This window comes from Xanthomonas vasicola pv. musacearum NCPPB 4379 (assembly GCF_000277895.2).
GTDB classification, from domain to species: domain Bacteria; phylum Pseudomonadota; class Gammaproteobacteria; order Xanthomonadales; family Xanthomonadaceae; genus Xanthomonas; species Xanthomonas vasicola.
The window spans coordinates 1663909-1680550 of sequence record NZ_CP034655.1 but is presented as its reverse complement, the minus strand read 5'-3'; the positions used below and the strand labels follow the sequence as shown (position 1 = coordinate 1680550).

General features: G+C 64.4%; 13 protein-coding genes. 8 read left to right on the top strand and 5 right to left on the bottom strand.

Annotation, left to right across the window (positions count from 1 at the left end; translation table 11 throughout):
• The first annotated feature begins 12 nt into the window (after positions 1-12).
• From KWO_RS07895 to KWO_RS07885, 3 genes are all read left to right on the top strand, one after another.
• Positions 13-1311, top strand: a complete 1299-nt coding sequence (locus KWO_RS07895; RefSeq protein ID WP_017113086.1) for an alkaline phosphatase family protein — start codon at positions 13-15, stop codon at positions 1309-1311.
• A gap of 128 nt (positions 1312-1439) precedes the next feature.
• On the top strand, positions 1440-2831 hold the full coding sequence (locus tag KWO_RS07890; protein WP_017113085.1) for a chloride channel protein: 1392 nt from the start codon (positions 1440-1442) through the stop codon (positions 2829-2831).
• Positions 2832-2955: 124 nt separating this feature from the next.
• A complete protein-coding gene (locus KWO_RS07885) occupies positions 2956-3996 on the top strand; it encodes a zinc-dependent alcohol dehydrogenase family protein (protein WP_010377437.1) in 1041 nt (346 codons plus the stop codon).
• Positions 3997-4129: 133 nt separating this feature from the next.
• On the opposite strand, the gene KWO_RS07880 is transcribed toward KWO_RS07885, so the two are convergent.
• Together KWO_RS07880 and KWO_RS07875 are read right to left on the bottom strand one after the other, a co-directional pair.
• On the bottom strand, positions 4130-4312 hold the full coding sequence (locus tag KWO_RS07880) for a 30S ribosomal protein THX (RefSeq protein WP_003487537.1): 183 nt from the start codon (positions 4310-4312) through the stop codon (positions 4130-4132).
• 291 nt (positions 4313-4603) lie between these two features.
• Entirely contained in the window at positions 4604-5020 is a 417-nt protein-coding gene (locus tag KWO_RS07875) for a MerC domain-containing protein (protein WP_010377436.1), read from the bottom strand.
• 160 nt (positions 5021-5180) lie between these two features.
• On the opposite strand from KWO_RS07875, the gene KWO_RS07870 reads away from it, so the two are divergent.
• Both KWO_RS07870 and KWO_RS07865 read left to right on the top strand, forming a co-directional pair.
• Positions 5181-7247 (top strand): TonB-dependent receptor, encoded by a 2067-nt coding sequence (locus tag KWO_RS07870; RefSeq protein ID WP_017113084.1) that lies wholly within the window; start codon positions 5181-5183, stop codon positions 7245-7247.
• A 401-nt stretch (positions 7248-7648) separates the two neighbouring features.
• Complete coding sequence (locus KWO_RS07865; RefSeq protein WP_010377433.1) at positions 7649-10030, top strand: TonB-dependent receptor; 2382 nt, start codon at positions 7649-7651, stop codon at positions 10028-10030.
• A 244-nt stretch (positions 10031-10274) separates the two neighbouring features.
• Here KWO_RS07865 and KWO_RS22925 read toward each other — a convergent pair whose 3' ends face one another.
• On the bottom strand, positions 10275-10760 hold the full coding sequence (locus KWO_RS22925; RefSeq protein WP_227479782.1) for a hypothetical protein: 486 nt from the start codon (positions 10758-10760) through the stop codon (positions 10275-10277).
• Positions 10761-10773: 13 nt separating this feature from the next.
• Here KWO_RS22925 and KWO_RS07855 point away from each other — a divergent pair, with 13 nt between their 5' ends.
• Positions 10774-12447 (top strand): S8 family serine peptidase, encoded by a 1674-nt coding sequence (locus KWO_RS07855; RefSeq protein WP_227479781.1) that lies wholly within the window; start codon positions 10774-10776, stop codon positions 12445-12447.
• A 1-nt stretch (position 12448) separates the two neighbouring features.
• Positions 12449-13045 (top strand): hypothetical protein, encoded by a 597-nt coding sequence (locus tag KWO_RS07850; protein ID WP_010377430.1) that lies wholly within the window; start codon positions 12449-12451, stop codon positions 13043-13045.
• Between the two features lie 81 nt (positions 13046-13126).
• Here the strand turns inward: KWO_RS07850 and KWO_RS07845 are convergent, their stop codons facing one another.
• Both KWO_RS07845 and KWO_RS07840 read right to left on the bottom strand, forming a co-directional pair.
• The gene (locus KWO_RS07845) at positions 13127-14158 is read right to left on the bottom strand and encodes an aldo/keto reductase (RefSeq protein WP_010377429.1); all 1032 of its coding nucleotides are present in this window, start codon (positions 14156-14158) and stop codon (positions 13127-13129) included.
• A 157-nt stretch (positions 14159-14315) separates the two neighbouring features.
• Complete coding sequence (locus tag KWO_RS07840; RefSeq protein WP_017113082.1) at positions 14316-15533, bottom strand: MFS transporter; 1218 nt, start codon at positions 15531-15533, stop codon at positions 14316-14318.
• Between the two features lie 100 nt (positions 15534-15633).
• Between KWO_RS07840 and KWO_RS07835 the strand changes: the two genes are divergently transcribed.
• Positions 15634-16548, top strand: a complete 915-nt coding sequence (locus tag KWO_RS07835; RefSeq protein WP_017113081.1) for a LysR family transcriptional regulator — start codon at positions 15634-15636, stop codon at positions 16546-16548.
• Positions 16549-16642 lie beyond the last annotated feature (94 nt).

Genomic DNA, 16642 nt, shown 5'->3' with positions numbered 1-16642 from the left:
TAAACTACCGCCATGATCGACCGACGTTTTGGAATTGCCGCAGCGGCGTTTGCCCTGCTTGCGGCCTGTAGCAGCCAGCCATCCTCGCGCAGCGCGCCCACGCAGTTGCCAACTGCGGCGGCGAACACCGCATCGGCCAGCGCGCCGCATACCTTGTTGCTGATCTCCATCGACGGCCTGCGCGCCGACATGCTCGATCGCGGCCTCACGCCCAATCTGTCGCAACTGGCGCATGCGGGCGTACGTGCGCGCTGGATGACGCCCTCGTATCCGTCGCTGACATTCCCCAATCACTACACCTTGGTCACCGGCCTGCGCCCGGATCACCACGGCATCGTGCACAACAGCATGCGCGACCCGGCGCTTGGAGATTTTTGGTTGAGCAAACCCGACGCGGTGGGCGACGCACGCTGGTGGGGTGGCGAACCGGTATGGGTGGGCGTGGAAAAGACCGGCCAGCATGCGGCGACCTGGTCGTGGCCAGGTAGCGAGGCGGCGATCAACGGCGTGCGCCCGTCGCAGTGGCGCCATTACGAAGAAGGCGTGAGCCTGGACACGCGCGTGGCTGCGGTGCGGAACTGGTTGAAGACAGACGGCGCCCAGCGCAATCGCCTGGTCACGCTGTACTTCGAACACGTGGACGAAGCCGGCCACGACCACGGCCCTGAATCGCGCGAATACGCCGACGCTGCGCGCGCAGTGGATGCGGCCATCGGCAAGTTGCTGGATGGCATGCAGCGCGACGGCACCCGCGCGCGCACCAACATTATCGTGGTCTCCGATCACGGCATGGCCGAGGTTGCGCCGGGGCATGCGATCAGCGTGGAAGAGATCGCACCGCCACGGATGGCCACCGCCGTCACCGACGGCCAGGTGATCGGTTTCCAGCCAATGCCCGGCCAGCAGGCCGCAGCCGAGGCCAGCGTGCTCGGCACACACACGCGCTACGATTGCTGGCGCAAGGCAGAACTGCCAGCGCGTTGGCATTACGGCAGCCATCCGCGGATTCCGCCGATCGTGTGCCAGATGCATGAAGGCTGGGATGCGCTGTTTCCCGACAAACTCGCCAAACGTGCGCAGGAAGACACGCGTGGCTCGCATGGCTTCGATCCGGGGTTGCCGTCGATGCGCGCGGTATTCCTGGCGCAAGGCCCGGACCTGGCGCAGGGCAAGACACTGCCAGGGTTCGACAATGTGGATGTCTATGCGCTGATGACCCGGCTGCTGGGCATCCCCGCCGCGCCCAACGATGGCAATCCGGCGACCTTGCTGCCGGCCTTGCGCGTGCCGCCGTCAGCTGGCGCCACGTAGACACCCCAGACATCTTCAGCAGCGCTGACGAGCATGCATGTAATTGCCGCGTCAGCGTCGATATAGCCGCATAAACACGCTGTTTCGAGTTGCCGCCGGCACGCGCCGACGCTGGAAACAACACGGGAATGTGGATCGCTGCAGACACTGTTGCCGCCAGGCAGTGCGACAATAGTGCGATGTCTGATTCCAATCCCCCGCCGCGTCGCTTGCGGCCGCTGTTATCCAGCGAAGGCTGGCGTCGTCGCGCTGCTCTGTGGGGCGGCGCAATTGCGGTAGCGCTGGTGGCGATCGTGTTCGCCAAGGCCAGCGACGCGGCCTTCCACCTGTTCCAGCGCATTACCGCGCACTCGATCTGGTGGGCATTGCTGCTGACGCCGGGCATCTTCGCCCTGCTTGCCTGGCTCACCTCCGGTGCGCTACGGCCCACGCGCGGCAGCGGCATCCCGCAGGTGATTGCCGCGCTGGAGCATCCCGACCCCGCGTTTCGCGACAGCAATCTTTCGTTGCGCGTCTCGGTCGGCAAGCTCGCGCTGACCACCTTGTCGCTGCTCGGCGGCGCATCGGTGGGGCGCGAAGGGCCCACCGTGCACGTTGGTGCCAGCCTGATGCATGTGTTCGGGCGCTGGTTCGGTTTTCGCGACCCGCGCGAGCTCTCGCACTTTCTGCTCGCCGGTGGCGCCGCCGGTATCGCGGCCGCATTCAATACGCCGCTAGCCGGCGTGGTGTTTGCGATCGAAGAACTGAGCGGGCGCTTTGAGCACCGCTTTTCCGGCACCTTGCTCACCGCCGTGATCGTCGGTGGCGTGGTGTCGCTGGGTCTGCTGGGCAACTACACCTATTTCGGCAAAGTGGCGGTGGCCCTGCCGTTAGGTCAGGCGTGGTTGGCGATTGCGTTATGCGGCAGCGTGGCAGGGTTGCTCGGCGGCGTGTTCGCGCGGCTGGTGCTGGCCAGCGTCAGCGGTAAACCGCGCTGGTTGGGCGCGCTGCGGCAGCGGCATCCGGTGCTGCTGGCTGCGTTGTGCGGCCTTGCCCTGGTCGGGCTTGCGCTGGTGTTCGGGCAAGGTGCCTTCGGCACCGGCTACGAGCAGGCGCGCAGCCTGGTGCAGGGGCATGCGGTCGTCGGCCACGAGTTCGGCATGATGAAACTCATCGCCAATCTGGTCTCGTATCTGGCCGGCATCCCGGGCGGTCTGTTTTCACCGGCGCTGGCTGTAGGTGCCGGCATCGGCCATAACCTGTCGGTATTGATGCCCGGCGTAGACCCGCGCACCTTCGTGCTGCTGGGCATGTGCGCCTATCTCACCGGCGTAACCCAGGCGCCGCTGACCTCGGCGGTGATCTCGCTGGAACTCACCGACACCAGCCAGATGCTGCTGCCGATCCTGGCCACCGTGCTGATCGCGCGCGCAGTCTCCGGGCTGGTCTGCAAGACGCCGATCTACCGCGGCCTGGCCGAGCAGTTGCTGACCGTGCCGGCGCCTGCTGCTCCCGCTGCAGAGCGCGCGTCGACGTCGTAGCTCCAGACCTTGTCAGGAAACAGCGGCGAGGACCACGCTCCTACGCACACAAGCTGCCGCACCGCTCGCCAGCGGTGCAGCGCGGCAGATCTCCTCTTCATCGTGCTGCTTCCCGAGGTTATGTATGCGTGCAATGCACTTCGAGCGTTTTGAACAGGTCCCGGAAATTCTGCAGCTCCCCGACCCGACCCCAAGCGAGGACGGCGTGGTGATCAAAGTGGCAGCCACCGGCATCTGCCGCAGCGATTGGCACGGCTGGATGGGGCACGATCCGGACATCGCATTGCCGCACGTGCCGGGACACGAGTTCGCCGGCGAAGTGGTCGCCATGGGAAAACGCATCTCGGGCTTTGCGATCGGCACCCGGGTCACCGTGCCGTTCGTGTCCGGGTGCGGGCGCTGTGCGCAGTGCCATGACGGCAATCAGCAAGTATGCTCGAACCAGTTCCAGCCCGGCTTCACCGCATGGGGATCGTTCGCCGAATATGTCGCGATCGATTTTGCCGAGACGAACCTGGTCAGACTGCCGGAAAGCATCGACGATGCGACGGCGGCAAGCCTGGGATGCCGGTTTGCCACCTCGTTTCGGGCCGTGGTCGATCAAGCCAGAACCGGCCCTGGCGAATGGGTCGTGGTCCATGGCTGCGGCGGCGTCGGGCTTTCCGCAGTGATGATCGCAGCGGCACTGGGGGCGCAGGTGATTGCGGTGGACATTTTCGACGACAAGCTGGCGTTCGCCGTCGAATGCGGCGCGGTCGCAACGGTCAACGCGTCGAAAGCGGACGACACGGTGGAGGCGATTCGCGAGATCACCAAGGGCGGCGCGCACGTTTCCATCGATGCGCTCGGCAGCCCGACGACCTGTTTCAACTCCATCAGCAACCTGCGGCGGCGCGGCCGTCATGTCCAGGTGGGGCTGATGCTGGGCGAACACGCCACGCCCAGGATCCCGATGGCGCAGGTGATCGGCCACGAACTGGAGATCTACGGCAGCCACGGAATGCAGGCGTGGCGGTACGATGCCATGTTGGCGATGATCCAGGCCGGGAAGATTGCACCACAACGGCTCATCGGCAGAAGGGTGTGCCTGGACGAGGCCATTGCGGTGCTGATCGGCATGGACGCTACGCGCGACCTCGGCATCAGCGTCATCGATCGCTTCTAACGCGTATCGCCGCCGGCATCCCGCACACCTGGGGCGCACATTGATGGGCCGTGCGGGAGCGTAAACCACCGGTCTGCAAAACAGAAAAACGCGGCGCAAGCGCCGCGTTTGGGTGTCGCGAAGCGAGCTGGGATCAGCTGGCCTTGGCGACGGTCTTTTTGGCGACAGCCTTCTTGGCCGGGGCCTTGACCACGCCCTTCTTGGCAACCGGGGCAGCTGCACCCACGACAACCTTGCTCACCGCGTGCGAACGCGAATTGCCGTAGCTGGCGTTGTAGCGCTTGCCCTTGGCGGTCTTACGGTCACCCTTACCCATTTCGTCGACTCCTGAATGTGAATACAAATTCCCGTGCTGGCACGGGTCTGGCGAAGTTCACCGGCGGCGCCCTCGCGCAAGGCCGACAAGCCTACCACGGCGGCCCCCGGCGCGCGTAGCGGCCGACCGCCTTGCGGAGCTGATCGACTCCAGAGCGATGCACGCAGTTGTGGACTGTGATCGGCTGCGGGTGGAAGCCGCAGAGCAGCCCGACGGTGCGGGTGGCAGACGTCGCTGACCTCCGCTGTACGCATCGGCCTGGCGGCGACGCAACCACCTCGCTACAGATACCTAGTGCGCGCAGCTGGCGTCGTGGACATGGCCGTGCCCGTGATTCAGGCGCAGATTGACCAAGTGCGCGATGCCGACCAGGGCGCCGCCCAGCGTCATCACCACTGCATGCGGCATCACCGAGTGATGCAGCGGGTCGTACAACAGGCCCACCCATAGCAGCGCCAGGCCAGGCAGCAGCAATGCCAGCGCGTGCAGCGCTTTGTGCCGGCGATACCCGAGCACCAGGCTGAAAAGGCCCAGCAGCGTCACGAACACCACGATGGTCAGTTCCACCCCATCGCCCAGCCAGAACGACAAGCCCAGCGAAGGCGCCAGGGCCAGCACCAGCGGCAATACCGCGCAGTGCACGGCGCACAGCAGCGACCCGGTAGCGCCGAAGCGGTCGAGAAGATGGCGAAGGGTTGGTAGGGGCATGAGGTCCAGCAGGTGCTCGTGGCGACGTGGAATAATATAACATCTTACTACTCCAGCACCGCACCACTGCATCGCGCAGCGGTGAGGCTCGCCGCCGGCGCAGCAGGCAAGCTGCGCCTTATCACTGATACACAGTAACAACTACAGAGTCCCGCCCACCATGCCTGCACGTTTCGATCTCTCGTTCCGCCGCTCCGCGCTCTCGCTGGCACTGACCAGTCTGCTGACCCCTGCCCTGGCCATGGCCGAGGACGCTCCGCTCGTTGCCGATGCACAGACCCCGCCCAGTTCGGACACGCGCCACGCTGCCAGCCCTTCCAGCGGCCGGCATATCAAGGATCTGGACAAGGTGGTGGTCACCGCCAGCCCGCTGCGCGATGCGGCCGGTGCGTTGAGCCGCCCGGTGGAAGTGCTGGCCGGCGAGCGCCTGGACGAGGTGCGCAGTTCGAGCCTGGGCGAAACCGTGGCCAGCCTGCCCGGCGTGCAGAGTTCCAACTTCGGCCCCGGCGTGGGCCGGCCGATCATCCGCGGCCTGGACGGCCCGCGCGTGGCGGTGTTGCGCGACGGCCTGTCTACCCAAGACGTGTCCACCGTCAGCCAGGACCATTCCCCGGCGATTGAGCCGTTCCTGGCCAACCAGATCGAAGTGCTGAAAGGCCCATCGACGCTGCTGTACGGCTCCGGCGCGATCGGCGGCGTGGTCAACGTGGTCGACGGGCGCATTGCCGAAACGCCGGTGGACGGTTTCAGCGGGCGCGCCGAAGTGCGCGTCGACGGCGGCGACAAGGACGGCAACACCGACATGTTCCGCGTTGATGCCGGCAATGGCAGCGGGCTGTCGATCCATGCCGATGGCGTGTATCGCAACCAGAACGACTACGACACGCCGCAGGGCCGTCAGCTCAACAGCTGGGTCGATTCCAAGGTGGGCTCGATCGGTGCGTCGCTGTCCGGCGACTGGGGCTTTGTCGGCCTGTCGGCGTCGCGCTTCCGCGACAATTACGGCAACCCCGGCGAGCCGGGCGACCCGTCCATCGGCGAGCGCGGCGTCTCGCTAAAACTGCAGCAGGACCGCTACGACCTCAAGGGCGGGCTGACCGATCCGTGGGGCGAAGGCAGCGCGCTGCGTTACAGCTTCGGCCATACCGCTTACGCACATACCGAGTTCGAAGGCGAAGAAATCGGCACCGTGTTCACCAAGCGCGCCAACGAAGGCCGCGTGGAGGCCTCGTTTAGGTTTGGCGGCGGCTGGCAGACCGCATTCGGCCTGCAGGGCAGCGACAGCACCTTCCAGGCAGTGGGCGAAGAATCCTTCGTACCCAAGACCGATACGCGCTCGCTCGGCGCATTCGCCGTGGCACGCAACAACTGGGAACGCGTCACCGCCGAATTCGGCGCGCGTGTGGACAAAGTCAAGTACCAGACCGATATCGGTGTGGACCGCGATTTCACCCCGACCAGCGTCTCGGCCAGCGGTGGTTTCCGCTTCAACGAGCAATGGCGTCTGACCGCAAATCTTGACCACGCCGAACGCGCGCCGGCCGAAGAAGAACTGTTCGCCAACGGCCCGCACATCGCCACGCTCGCCTTCGAAGTCGGCGGCGCCGATCTGAAGACCGAGAAGGCCAATCAGGCCGAGCTGGGATTGAATTTCCAGAACGACTGGGTGGATGCCAAGGTGGCTGCGTACTACAACCGCTACAACGACTTCATCTACATCGTCGACACCGGCGGCCAGTGGTTCAACGAAGAAGACAATGACTTCCTGCCGATCCGCCAGTGGACGCAGGCCGATGCGACCTTCCACGGCTTCGAAGGCGAGGCCACCTTCCATCTGGCCAACAACGACAACGGCGCGTGGGACCTGCGCGTCTTCGGCGACACAGTGCGTGCACGTTTGAACGATGGCGGCAACCTGCCGCGTATCGCGCCGGGCCGTTTCGGTGCGCAGCTGCGCTGGAATGCGCAGCAGTGGCGCGCATCACTCGGTGCCACACGCACCATGAAGCAGGACAAGGTGGCAGTGAACGAAACCCCGACCGACGGCTACACCTTCGTCGATGCGCATCTGGCGTATCACGTGGATCGCGGCAGCAATGCGTGGGAAGTGTTCCTTGACGGCAACAACCTGACCAACCAGGACGCACGCGTGCACACCTCCTTCCTCAAGGATGACGTGATGCTGCCTGGCCGCAGCGCGTCGTTCGGCTTGCGCTTGTTCTTCTGACAGCGGACTCTCCCCCCCCCCCCGCCGACTGGAAGCGAGGCCGCCTTCGGGCGGCCTTTTATTTGCGTTGCAGACCTCACGCGGCAGCGTGGGCTGCATCGCTGCTGCTTGAGGCCCGTAATCGTATTCGTCGCTGCGCGCGTCAACCCAACGCACAAGATGTGATCGCCGCCACAGCACAGGCAAACACAGCCGTACCGTCAAACAACAAGTGCAGACCGCAGCTGCTGCGTCGCACAACAGGCTGTGGCGCATCTGGGGTTAAAACTTCATTAGCACTGCGCCGACAGGGGGCACAAGCGACGCGATAGCGCGGGCGCGCGCGTGCACTGACTGGCGATGCATGCACACCACTGCGTGACTCGACAGCGTTCTTGCACTTAAGACAAGGAGCCTTGCGCATGCGTTTTTCATCACCCCGCTACACCCTTTCGCTCGCCGTCGCTGCGGTGCTGCTGGCACCGGATGGCCGCACGCAGACCGCTACGCCTGCAGCGGGCAATCAGGACGCCACCACGCTGGATGCGGTCATCGTCAGCGGCACCGCGCGCTTCAAAGGACTGGCCAAACGCGATGCCAGTTTTTCGATCACCACGGCCAGCCCGGAACAGATCCAGCAAGCGGTCCCACAGAGCACCGCCGACCTGCTCAAGATCGTGCCTGGCGTGTGGGCTGAGCCCAGCGGCGGCGGGACCGGTGCCAATATCTTCGTGCGTGGTATGCCTTCGGAAGGCGATGCGCCGTTCGTGACCATGCAACTGGATGGCTCGCCGCTGTTCCCACCGCCGACCTTGTCGTTCCTGGAGAATTCCACGCTATTCCGCGTCGACGATACGGTTGAGCGCATGGAAGTGTTGCGCGGTGGTTCCAGCCCGATCTTTTCCAACGGCCAGCCCGGCCTCACCGTCAATTTCATCCAGAAAAAAGGCCAGGACGAACCCGAAGGCAGCGTGCGCCTGACCGGTGGCAACAACGCATTGCGCCGCATCGATGTGTTCAACAGCGGGCCGATGGGCAATGGCTGGTACTACAGCGTGGGCGGCTTCTTCCGCGAAACCGACGGCGTGCGCGACCCGCAGTTTTCCGCCGACAAAGGCGGCCAGTTCAGCGCCACCTTGAGCAAGCGTTGGGACAGCGGCGAGTTGTCGTTCTACGCGCGCCACACCGACGATAACAACGCGTTCTATACCGCGATTCCGCTGCTCTCGCGCAACAACGGCAACGATCTTTCCAGCTTTCCCGGCTTGAATGCGCAAACCGGCACCCTGCTTGGCCGCGACTTCCGCAATGTGGATCTGCTGGTCGGACCCAATGGCCAGACGCTGCGACGCGATCTGGCCGACGGGCGCGGCGTCAACATTGATGTGGTCGGCGGCGAATGGAACTGGGAGAGCGGCGGCTGGACCGTGGCTGACCGCTTCAACGTGATGAGCGGCAGCGCGCCGACCTATGCGCTATTTACCGGAGACGCGCCGCAACGCCTGGACGATTTCATTGCAAGCTACGGCAGCAGCGGTAGCGCCAGTTACACCAATGGCGGCGGCGCGGTGGACCCCAATCAGCAGGTGCTCGAAGCCGGTTGGTGGTCGGTGGACAAACGGTTGAACTCCTTCACCAACGACCTGCGTCTGAGCCGCGAGTTGTTTGCCGGCAACACGCTGACCGTGGGCGCGTATTACGCCAAGTATTCCTCTGCCGACACCTGGTACCTGGGCAACACCATGTTGCTCACCGCGCAAAACAACGCGCGCCGCATCGATGTGGCATTGGACGACGGCCGCCAGCCCACGCGCCAGGGGTTTACCAGCACCGCGTTCCTCAACCTGCGCGCCAAATACAACGGCGAAAATATCGCCACCTTCGTTGCCGACGAGTGGGAGCTCAGCGAGCGTCTGCGCCTGGACCTGGGCGCGCGCTATGAACGCCAGAGCGTCACCGGCGATGTGCACGACACCGCCACCGTGGATCTGGATGGCAACCCAGCCACGCTGTACGACAACGCCACCTCATTGGCATTGGCAACCACGCGGCGCATCGATCAGGACGATGAAGCGTTCTCGTGGACGGCCGGCCTGAATTTCACGCTCGATCAGAACAACAGCCTGTTTGCGCGGGTCAACTCCGGAGTGAAGTTTCCCGGTTTCGACAACCTGCGCGATGGCCAGACCCGCGTGCAGGACGTGGATCAATACGAGCTGGGCTTGAAGTCCGGCACCAGTGCATACGACCTGTATCTCACCGCGTTCTACAACACCTTCAAGAATTCGCCTTTCCAGGCGTTTCTGGCCAATGGGCAGAATTTCACCGCGGTGGGCGATTCGCGCGCACGCGGCCTGGAAGTGGAAGGCGCGATCCGGCCGTTCGGCGGTTTCGAACTGGCTGGCACCGGGGTGTGGCTAGATGCGAAATACCGCAACTATCGCGAGTTCACCGGCAACCAGGTGATGCGCCAGCCCAAGCGCCAGTTCCGCATCACGCCCAGCTATTACTGGATGCTGCCGTTCGGCGATCTCAAGGTGTTTGCCACCTATTCGTACATTGGCGAGCGCTTCGCGGATCTGGCCAACAGCCAGCGCCTGCCCTCGTACGACATGCTGGATATCGGCGCCAACCTGCATGTGGGCGAGCATTGGGAAGTGACCGCCAGCGGGAGCAACGTCACCGACACGCTGGGCCTGACCGAAGGCAACGTGCGCGTGCCTGGTGCGGCCACCGGTGGTGTCTTCATGGGACGGCCGATTGCCGGGCGCCAATACCAGATGTCGGTGGCGTATCGCTGGTAGATCGGCGCAGCACCGAGCCGCGCAGCAGCGCAGACTGCTGCGCGGAACCTTGCAAACGACAGTGCGCCGTTTTACATGATCGCGGCGCGGGCACGACCGCCAGTCATGTCATGCATTGCAAAACGTTGCGTGGCAACAACGCAGGCACCTTCCCCATGCGTGGCAGGCGGTAAGAATAGCGAGACGCCCGCGATTGAAAGCAGCACCAGATGCGAAGAAACGCGACGCATCGTGATGGGTTATTTCAATCAATATGACCGCTCTTGCCGAATTTCGCAGAAGATTTTCTGCGGAAAACTTCGCGTGCAAGACGCAACTGGGCCAACACGTCGTAAATTGTGCGGCGTGTCACGCAGGCACCATCGGTCGCAGGCATTGCAGGCACTGAGCTCCCACTCTTAACTCTGGCTGTTGCCGGTGCAGACGCACTGCCAACATCGGCTGCGTCGACACGCACAGGGGAGCCGAGGCACGACCTGACCGCATTTATTCCATTAATGGAAATGCGATTTTTAGCCGTATCGAGATAAACCGACATGACTCCTGCTGCTCGCTGTTTCGCAGTAATGCACTCTTTTCGCAGGCGCCCGCTCGCATCGCTGATCTGCGCGCTGCTGATCGGAAGCGCGCCGCATTCGGTGCTGGCTGCAACCCCGGCCGTCGCTGTCACGCCCATTGCAAACGCTACTGCAAGCACCAACGCGACACACAGCGCCACCGCAAAAGCCACCGGCACCGATCCGTTGTTCCGCTACCAATGGCATCTGCTCAATCAAGGCCAGCCGGTGTTCGGCGACCAACGTCCACGGCCAGGCGTCGATCTGGATGTGGACGTCCTGCACACGCTCGGCATCCGCGGAGCCGGGGTCAAGGTGGCGGTCATCGATGACGGGCTTGAGATTGCGCATGAGGATCTTGTCGACAACATCGTTGCCGGCGGCTCGCATAACTTCTTGAATGGCTCCAACGATCCGACGCCGCCTGCGGATGAAATCGATACCGACCACGGCACCGCGGTTGCCGGGATCATTGCGGCGCGTGGATGGAATGGTTTGGGTGGACGCGGTGTTGCCCCAGAGGCGCAGTTGGCGGGCTTCAACGCTCTCTCCGAAAGCGATGGCAGCAAGCAGTACGTCGACGTCCGTTACGCCTGGGGCGATGGTCCAGAAGCCCGTGCAATGGACGTGTTCAATAATAGCTTCGGCGTCTCGACAGCGGTCTATCCCTTCAGCGATCTCGACGAGCAACGCTCTCTGGAAAAACTGATGCGTGCCCAGCGTGGCGGCAAGGGCGGCATCTACGTCAAGTCGGCTGGCAATGATTTCAACACGCTGATCGATGTGGATGCACAGGGCAAGCTGATCGATCGCTGCAGCGACCAGACCCGGCAGCTGGGCGTCGCCTGCAGCAGTGCAAATATCGACAATCTCAATAGCCTGACCACGATGATCGTGGTGGGTGCAGTCAATGCCAACGGCGTGCGTGCGAGTTACTCATCGCCTGGATCCTCTTTATGGGTGTCCGGGCTGTCTGGCGAGTTTGGCTTCCAGCGTCGCTTCGACCCGCATCCGGAAACATTCAAGGAGCTCTATACACTGCTCGCCAAGCAGGGCCCGCAGCCATTCTTCTCACCGGCGATCGTCACCACCGATCTGAGCGGATGCGCGGCAGGCAACAATCGCGATCGCACGCGCGCGCCGCAAAACGCGCTGGATACCAGCCACTCAAAAATCGATGCATCGTGCAAGTACACCGCACGCATGAATGGCACCTCTGCCTCCGCACCAACGGTTGCAGGCGTCGCCGCGCTGATGCTGAGCGCCAACCCGCAACTGACGCTGCGCGATGTCAAATACATCCTGGCCACGACCGCTGTGCAAGTCGACCCCAACCAAGCCAAGGTGTTTTACAAGGACACCGTGATCGAGCCCGCCTGGATCACCAACGCGGCCGGTCACCGTTTCAGCAACTGGTACGGCTTCGGCTTGGTGGATGCAGCCGCGGCGGTGGAGCGCGCCGTGCATTTCACTCCACTGCCTGCAATGCAAGATACCGAGTGGACCGACTATGACGGGAAGAGCAGCACCATCGGCGGGATCGGGTCACCAGCGCGATTGGCGATCGACATCAAGCAGTCCTTCAAGGTGGAAGGCGTGCAGCTGTACTTCTCGGGGACGCACAAGAATCCCCGCAACCTGCGCGCCGTGCTGGTATCGCCCAGCGGCACCCGTAGCACCTTGATGACGCCGTTTTCCACGCTCGATTCGGGTGATGGCTTCGTGGTCTTCCTGACTTCCAGCAATGCCTTCCTGGACGAGCCGTCAGCTGGTCGCTGGACATTGGAGGTGGACGACATGCTCGCCGATAACGGCAAGGCACAACTGCAGGAATTCGAAATGCGCGTGGTGGGCCACTGACATGAAGACCTTTCTGATCACACTGCTGTGCGTCGTTGTCGCCAGCATTTCCGCACCGGCCTCGGCACAGGTATTTGATCGCACACGCCTGCGTGCTGCCGCCACCGGGCAAACCGTTGTGGTGGGCCGCGCCAATTTCCGGCTGATTCCAAGCGCAGTGGTACAGCTGGCCGACGCCACGCGCAGTACGGCTGCCACGCAATCGCCAACATGCACGCAGACCAGTGCGACCGCACCCGTTGGCCGCGTCGATCGCTATGCAATCTATCTCGACAACACTAGCGCCATGGCATCGGTCGCGCGCACCACGCGTAGCCAACCATCGGCGACCGTGCTGGCCGCGCTGGAAACGCGTAGCGGCCAGCTCGCATTGCTTGGTGCTTCGATCAAATTGTTCGATACCACGCCAGCCATCGCGCGTGCCCTGGCCACGCGTACAGGCGGCAGGTTGCTCTATGCATCGGCCATCGACGGCAGCGCGATGATCGGCTACGACTCGGCGATGACGGCATTGGACAATTGCCGACAGCTGCAAGGCAGCAACGGCGTGGGAGCGATCAAGCCGGAAGTGATCGTTCCGGCGGCACGACCGCTGTGACGCGACTGCGCTAGAACCTCCACAGCAACGCCGCCACGCTGCTGCATTGGGTTGCAGCGTGGCGCGTTGGTGCAGCCCGCCTTACACCGGCAGCGGGCTGCGCCCTGCAAACTGCCCGCGCCAATAGGAGTAATAGGGATACGGCGGCTCTACTGCGCTGACCTGATCCAGGCGCGCACGCTGGTCATCGGTCAATGACCAGCCCACCGCACCCAGGTTTTCGCGCAGCTGCACTTCATCGCGCGCACCAATCAGCACCGTGCTCACGGTCGGCCGCTGCAATAACCAGTTGATGGCGATCTGCGGGACGCTGCGGCCGGTTTCTGCGGCAATGGCGTCGAGTACATCGACGATGTCGAACAAGCGCGCATCGTCGATTGCCGGGCCGGCCGCAGCGGTGGCATGCAGGCGGCTGTGTTGCGGCAATGGCTGGCCGCGGCGGACCTTGCCGGTGAGTCGTCCCCAACCGAGCGGGCTCCACACCACCGCACCAATGCCCTGGTCGATGCCCAGCGGCATCAGTTCCCACTCGTAGTCGCGCCCGGCGAGCGAGTAATAGGTCTGGTTGGCGAAGAAGCGGCTCCAGCCGTGCGCATCGGCCACTGCCTGCGATTTCATCAACTGCCAGCCTGCGTAGTTGGAAGCGCCCAGATAGCGCACCTTGCCCGCACGCACCAGGCCGTCGAGCGTGGACAGGGTTTCTTCCATCGGCGTCATCGCATCGAAGGCGTGCAGCTGCAGCAGATCGATGTAGTCGGTGCGCAAACGTCGCAACGATGCATCCACCGCACGCAGCAAACGGAAACGCGATGCTCCGGCATCGTTTGGCCCATCACCCAGGCGCAGGCCGGTCTTGGTCGAGATGATCACCTGATCGCGGCGGCCTTGCAGCGCTTGGCCGAGGATGTCTTCGGATGCGCCATCGGAATACACATCGGCGGTGTCGAACAGGTTGAGCCCTGCATCCAGACACACATCAATCATGCGCCGCGCCTGTGCCACATCGGTATCACCCCAGGCGGAAAACAACGGCCCTTTACCGCCGAACGTGCCGGCACCCAAGCCGAGCACGGGCACCTTGAAACCGGAACGGCCGAGTAGACGGGTTTCCATCGAATAACTCCTTGCAACGTTGAATGAGAGATGCGCTGCGTTATCGCTCATGCTCGCGACAGCATTTGCTGGCAGCGAAACCAGCGTTTGTGCATCACATCGAAATCCGCCGGACACGCACTGCGCCAACGCGGCTAGTGATCAGCGAGCAACGAACTCAACCCACCTGCGCGCACACCGCTGGCGATGCAGCGCCGCGGCGTTGCAACTGCACGCTCCATAGCGCCAGGCCCAGGCCGACAGCGCTCAACAGCGCGGCCACCCACGGCGTTGCGACCAGGCCGACCTGCGTGGCGATCACCACGCCGCCCAGCCACGCGCCCAGCGCGTTGCCCAGGTTAAAGGCGGCGATATTCAAGCTGGACGCCAGGTTCTGGCCGGCGCCACGCGCATGTTCCAGCACGCGCAACTGCAACGGCGCCACGGTGGCGAAGGCGGCCACGCCCAGCAACCCGACAAAGAGCACCATCGCGGTCTTGCTGTGCAGCGCGAATCCCAGCGCGCCCAGCACCACCACCAGCGCAGCCAGGCTGCCCAGCAACGCCGCCGTGGGACGGCGGTCGGTCAGCCGCCCGCCGAGCAGATTGCCGACGATCATGCCCACGCCAAACACCAGCAGCACCGGCGACACCGCCGACTGCGCAAACCCGGTGACCTGCAGCAGCAGCGGCTGGATGTAGGTGAACACCGCAAACACGCCGGCGTAGCCCACCACCGTGATCGCCAGGGCCAGCAGCACCTGGCCACGTCGCAGCACCGCCACTTCCTGCTGCCACGACACCGGGGTGGCAGCACCGGCGGCCGCCGGCACCCACAACGCGACCGCGGTAGTGGCTAGCACGCCGATCACTGCCACCGCCCAGAAGGTCGCGCGCCAGCCCAGTTGCAGGCCCAGCCAGGCACCCGCCGGCACGCCGAGCAAGGTGGCCACGGTCAGCCCGGCGAACATCAGCGAGATGGCCGAGGCACGGCGTTCGGCCGGCACCAGCGAGGTGGCCACCACCGCGCCGACGCCGAAAAACGTGCCGTGCGCCAACGACGTCAGCACCCGCGCGACCATCAGGCTGGCGTAGTCCGGCGCTAGCGCGCAGGCCACGTTACCGACGGTGAAGATCAACATCAGCCCGACCAGCACCGCCTTGCGCGGCAGGCGTGCGCTGGCCAGGGTCAGCACCGGCGCACCGACGAACACACCCAGCGCATAACCGCTGATCAACAGGCCCGCCGCGCTGAGCGAAACGCCCAGATCGGTGGCCACCTGCTGCAGCAATCCCATGATCACGAACTCGGTGGTACCGATGCCGAAGGCACCGATGGTCAATGCCAGCAACGCTGGCGGAAAGCGCGACGAACGCGTGGATGTGAGGCTAGACATGGGGATGGACCAAGGAAGACTGCGCACAGCCTGCGCTTGGCAGTTGTTCGCAAAAACCCCTGCTATCCTGATTCACCTTCAATCAATCATTGAGAATCGCGTGGACCGTCTTGGCGACATTGCCCTGTTCCTGCGCGTACTCGACCTGGGCTCGATCACCGCGGGCGCGCGTAGCCTGGATCTGTCGGTGGCGGTGGCCAGCCAGCGTCTCAAGCGCCTGGAACGCGAGTTGGGCGTGCGCCTGCTGCACCGGACCACGCGCCGCCTGCATCCCACTGTCGAAGGGCAGCGGCTGGCCGAACGTGGCCGCGTGCTGGTGGAAGATCTGGACGCGCTGGCCGAGGATCTGCGCGAAAGCGCGCACGACGTGGGTGGCGTGCTGCGCATGACCATGTCCGCCTCATTCGGGCGGCAATACGTGTCGCCGCTGCTGCCGGAATTCCAGGCCCGCCATCCGCGCCTGCGCATCAGCGCGCACCTGAGCGACGACCTGGTGGACCTGGTCAAACAGGGCTTCGATCTGGCGATCCGGATCGGACCACTGGAGGACTCCGGGCTGGTGGCCCGGCGCATTGCCGACAACCGCCGTACCCTGGCGGCCTCGCCCGCCTATCTGCAGCGTCACGGCACACCGCGCACGCCGGACGAACTTGCACAGCACGCCGGCGTGTTGCTGATGGGCCGTGACGGCCGCCAGGACGTGTGGACACTGCAAACGCCCGACGGTGGGCTGGTGCGCGTGCGCATGCAGAGCCGCTTCGAAAGCAACTTCGGCGAGCTGGTGCGCGACGCCGTGGTCGCCGGCCAGGGCATCGCGGTGCATTCGTACTGGCACATCGCCGACGAATTGCGCAGCGGCCGCCTGGTCGAAGTGATGCGCGACTACCCCCCGCCCACCTCGCACATCAGCGCAGTGACGCCGGCGCGCCAGCTGCAGCCGCCGCGCGTGCGCGCGTTCGTGGATTTCCTGCTGGAGCGGCTGGGCGCACAGCCGCCTTGGGACCTGGCGACATAACGCCGCCACGCACGGGGCGGCCGGCACCGGCGGTTGCCGTGCGGATGGCGCTGCAGCGAAAGCGCCTGCCGCGACTGCGAGCCGGCGTAGGGCG

Coding starts and splice junctions, on each gene's coding strand:
- KWO_RS07875 (WP_010377436.1), bottom strand. CDS start 5,020: ATGCCCCTACCAACCCTTCGCCATCTTCTCGACCGCTTCGGCGCTACC.
- KWO_RS07845 (WP_010377429.1), bottom strand. CDS start 14,158: ATGGAAACCCGTCTACTCGGCCGTTCCGGTTTCAAGGTGCCCGTGCTC.
- KWO_RS07885 (WP_010377437.1), top strand. CDS start 2,956: ATGCGTGCAATGCACTTCGAGCGTTTTGAACAGGTCCCGGAAATTCTG.
- KWO_RS07890 (WP_017113085.1), top strand. CDS start 1,440: ATGTGGATCGCTGCAGACACTGTTGCCGCCAGGCAGTGCGACAATAGT.
- KWO_RS07850 (WP_010377430.1), top strand. CDS start 12,449: ATGAAGACCTTTCTGATCACACTGCTGTGCGTCGTTGTCGCCAGCATT.
- KWO_RS07880 (WP_003487537.1), bottom strand. CDS start 4,312: ATGGGTAAGGGTGACCGTAAGACCGCCAAGGGCAAGCGCTACAACGCC.
- KWO_RS07865 (WP_010377433.1), top strand. CDS start 7,649: ATGCGTTTTTCATCACCCCGCTACACCCTTTCGCTCGCCGTCGCTGCG.
- KWO_RS07840 (WP_017113082.1), bottom strand. CDS start 15,533: ATGTCTAGCCTCACATCCACGCGTTCGTCGCGCTTTCCGCCAGCGTTG.
- KWO_RS07870 (WP_017113084.1), top strand. CDS start 5,181: ATGCCTGCACGTTTCGATCTCTCGTTCCGCCGCTCCGCGCTCTCGCTG.
- KWO_RS07895 (WP_017113086.1), top strand. CDS start 13: ATGATCGACCGACGTTTTGGAATTGCCGCAGCGGCGTTTGCCCTGCTT.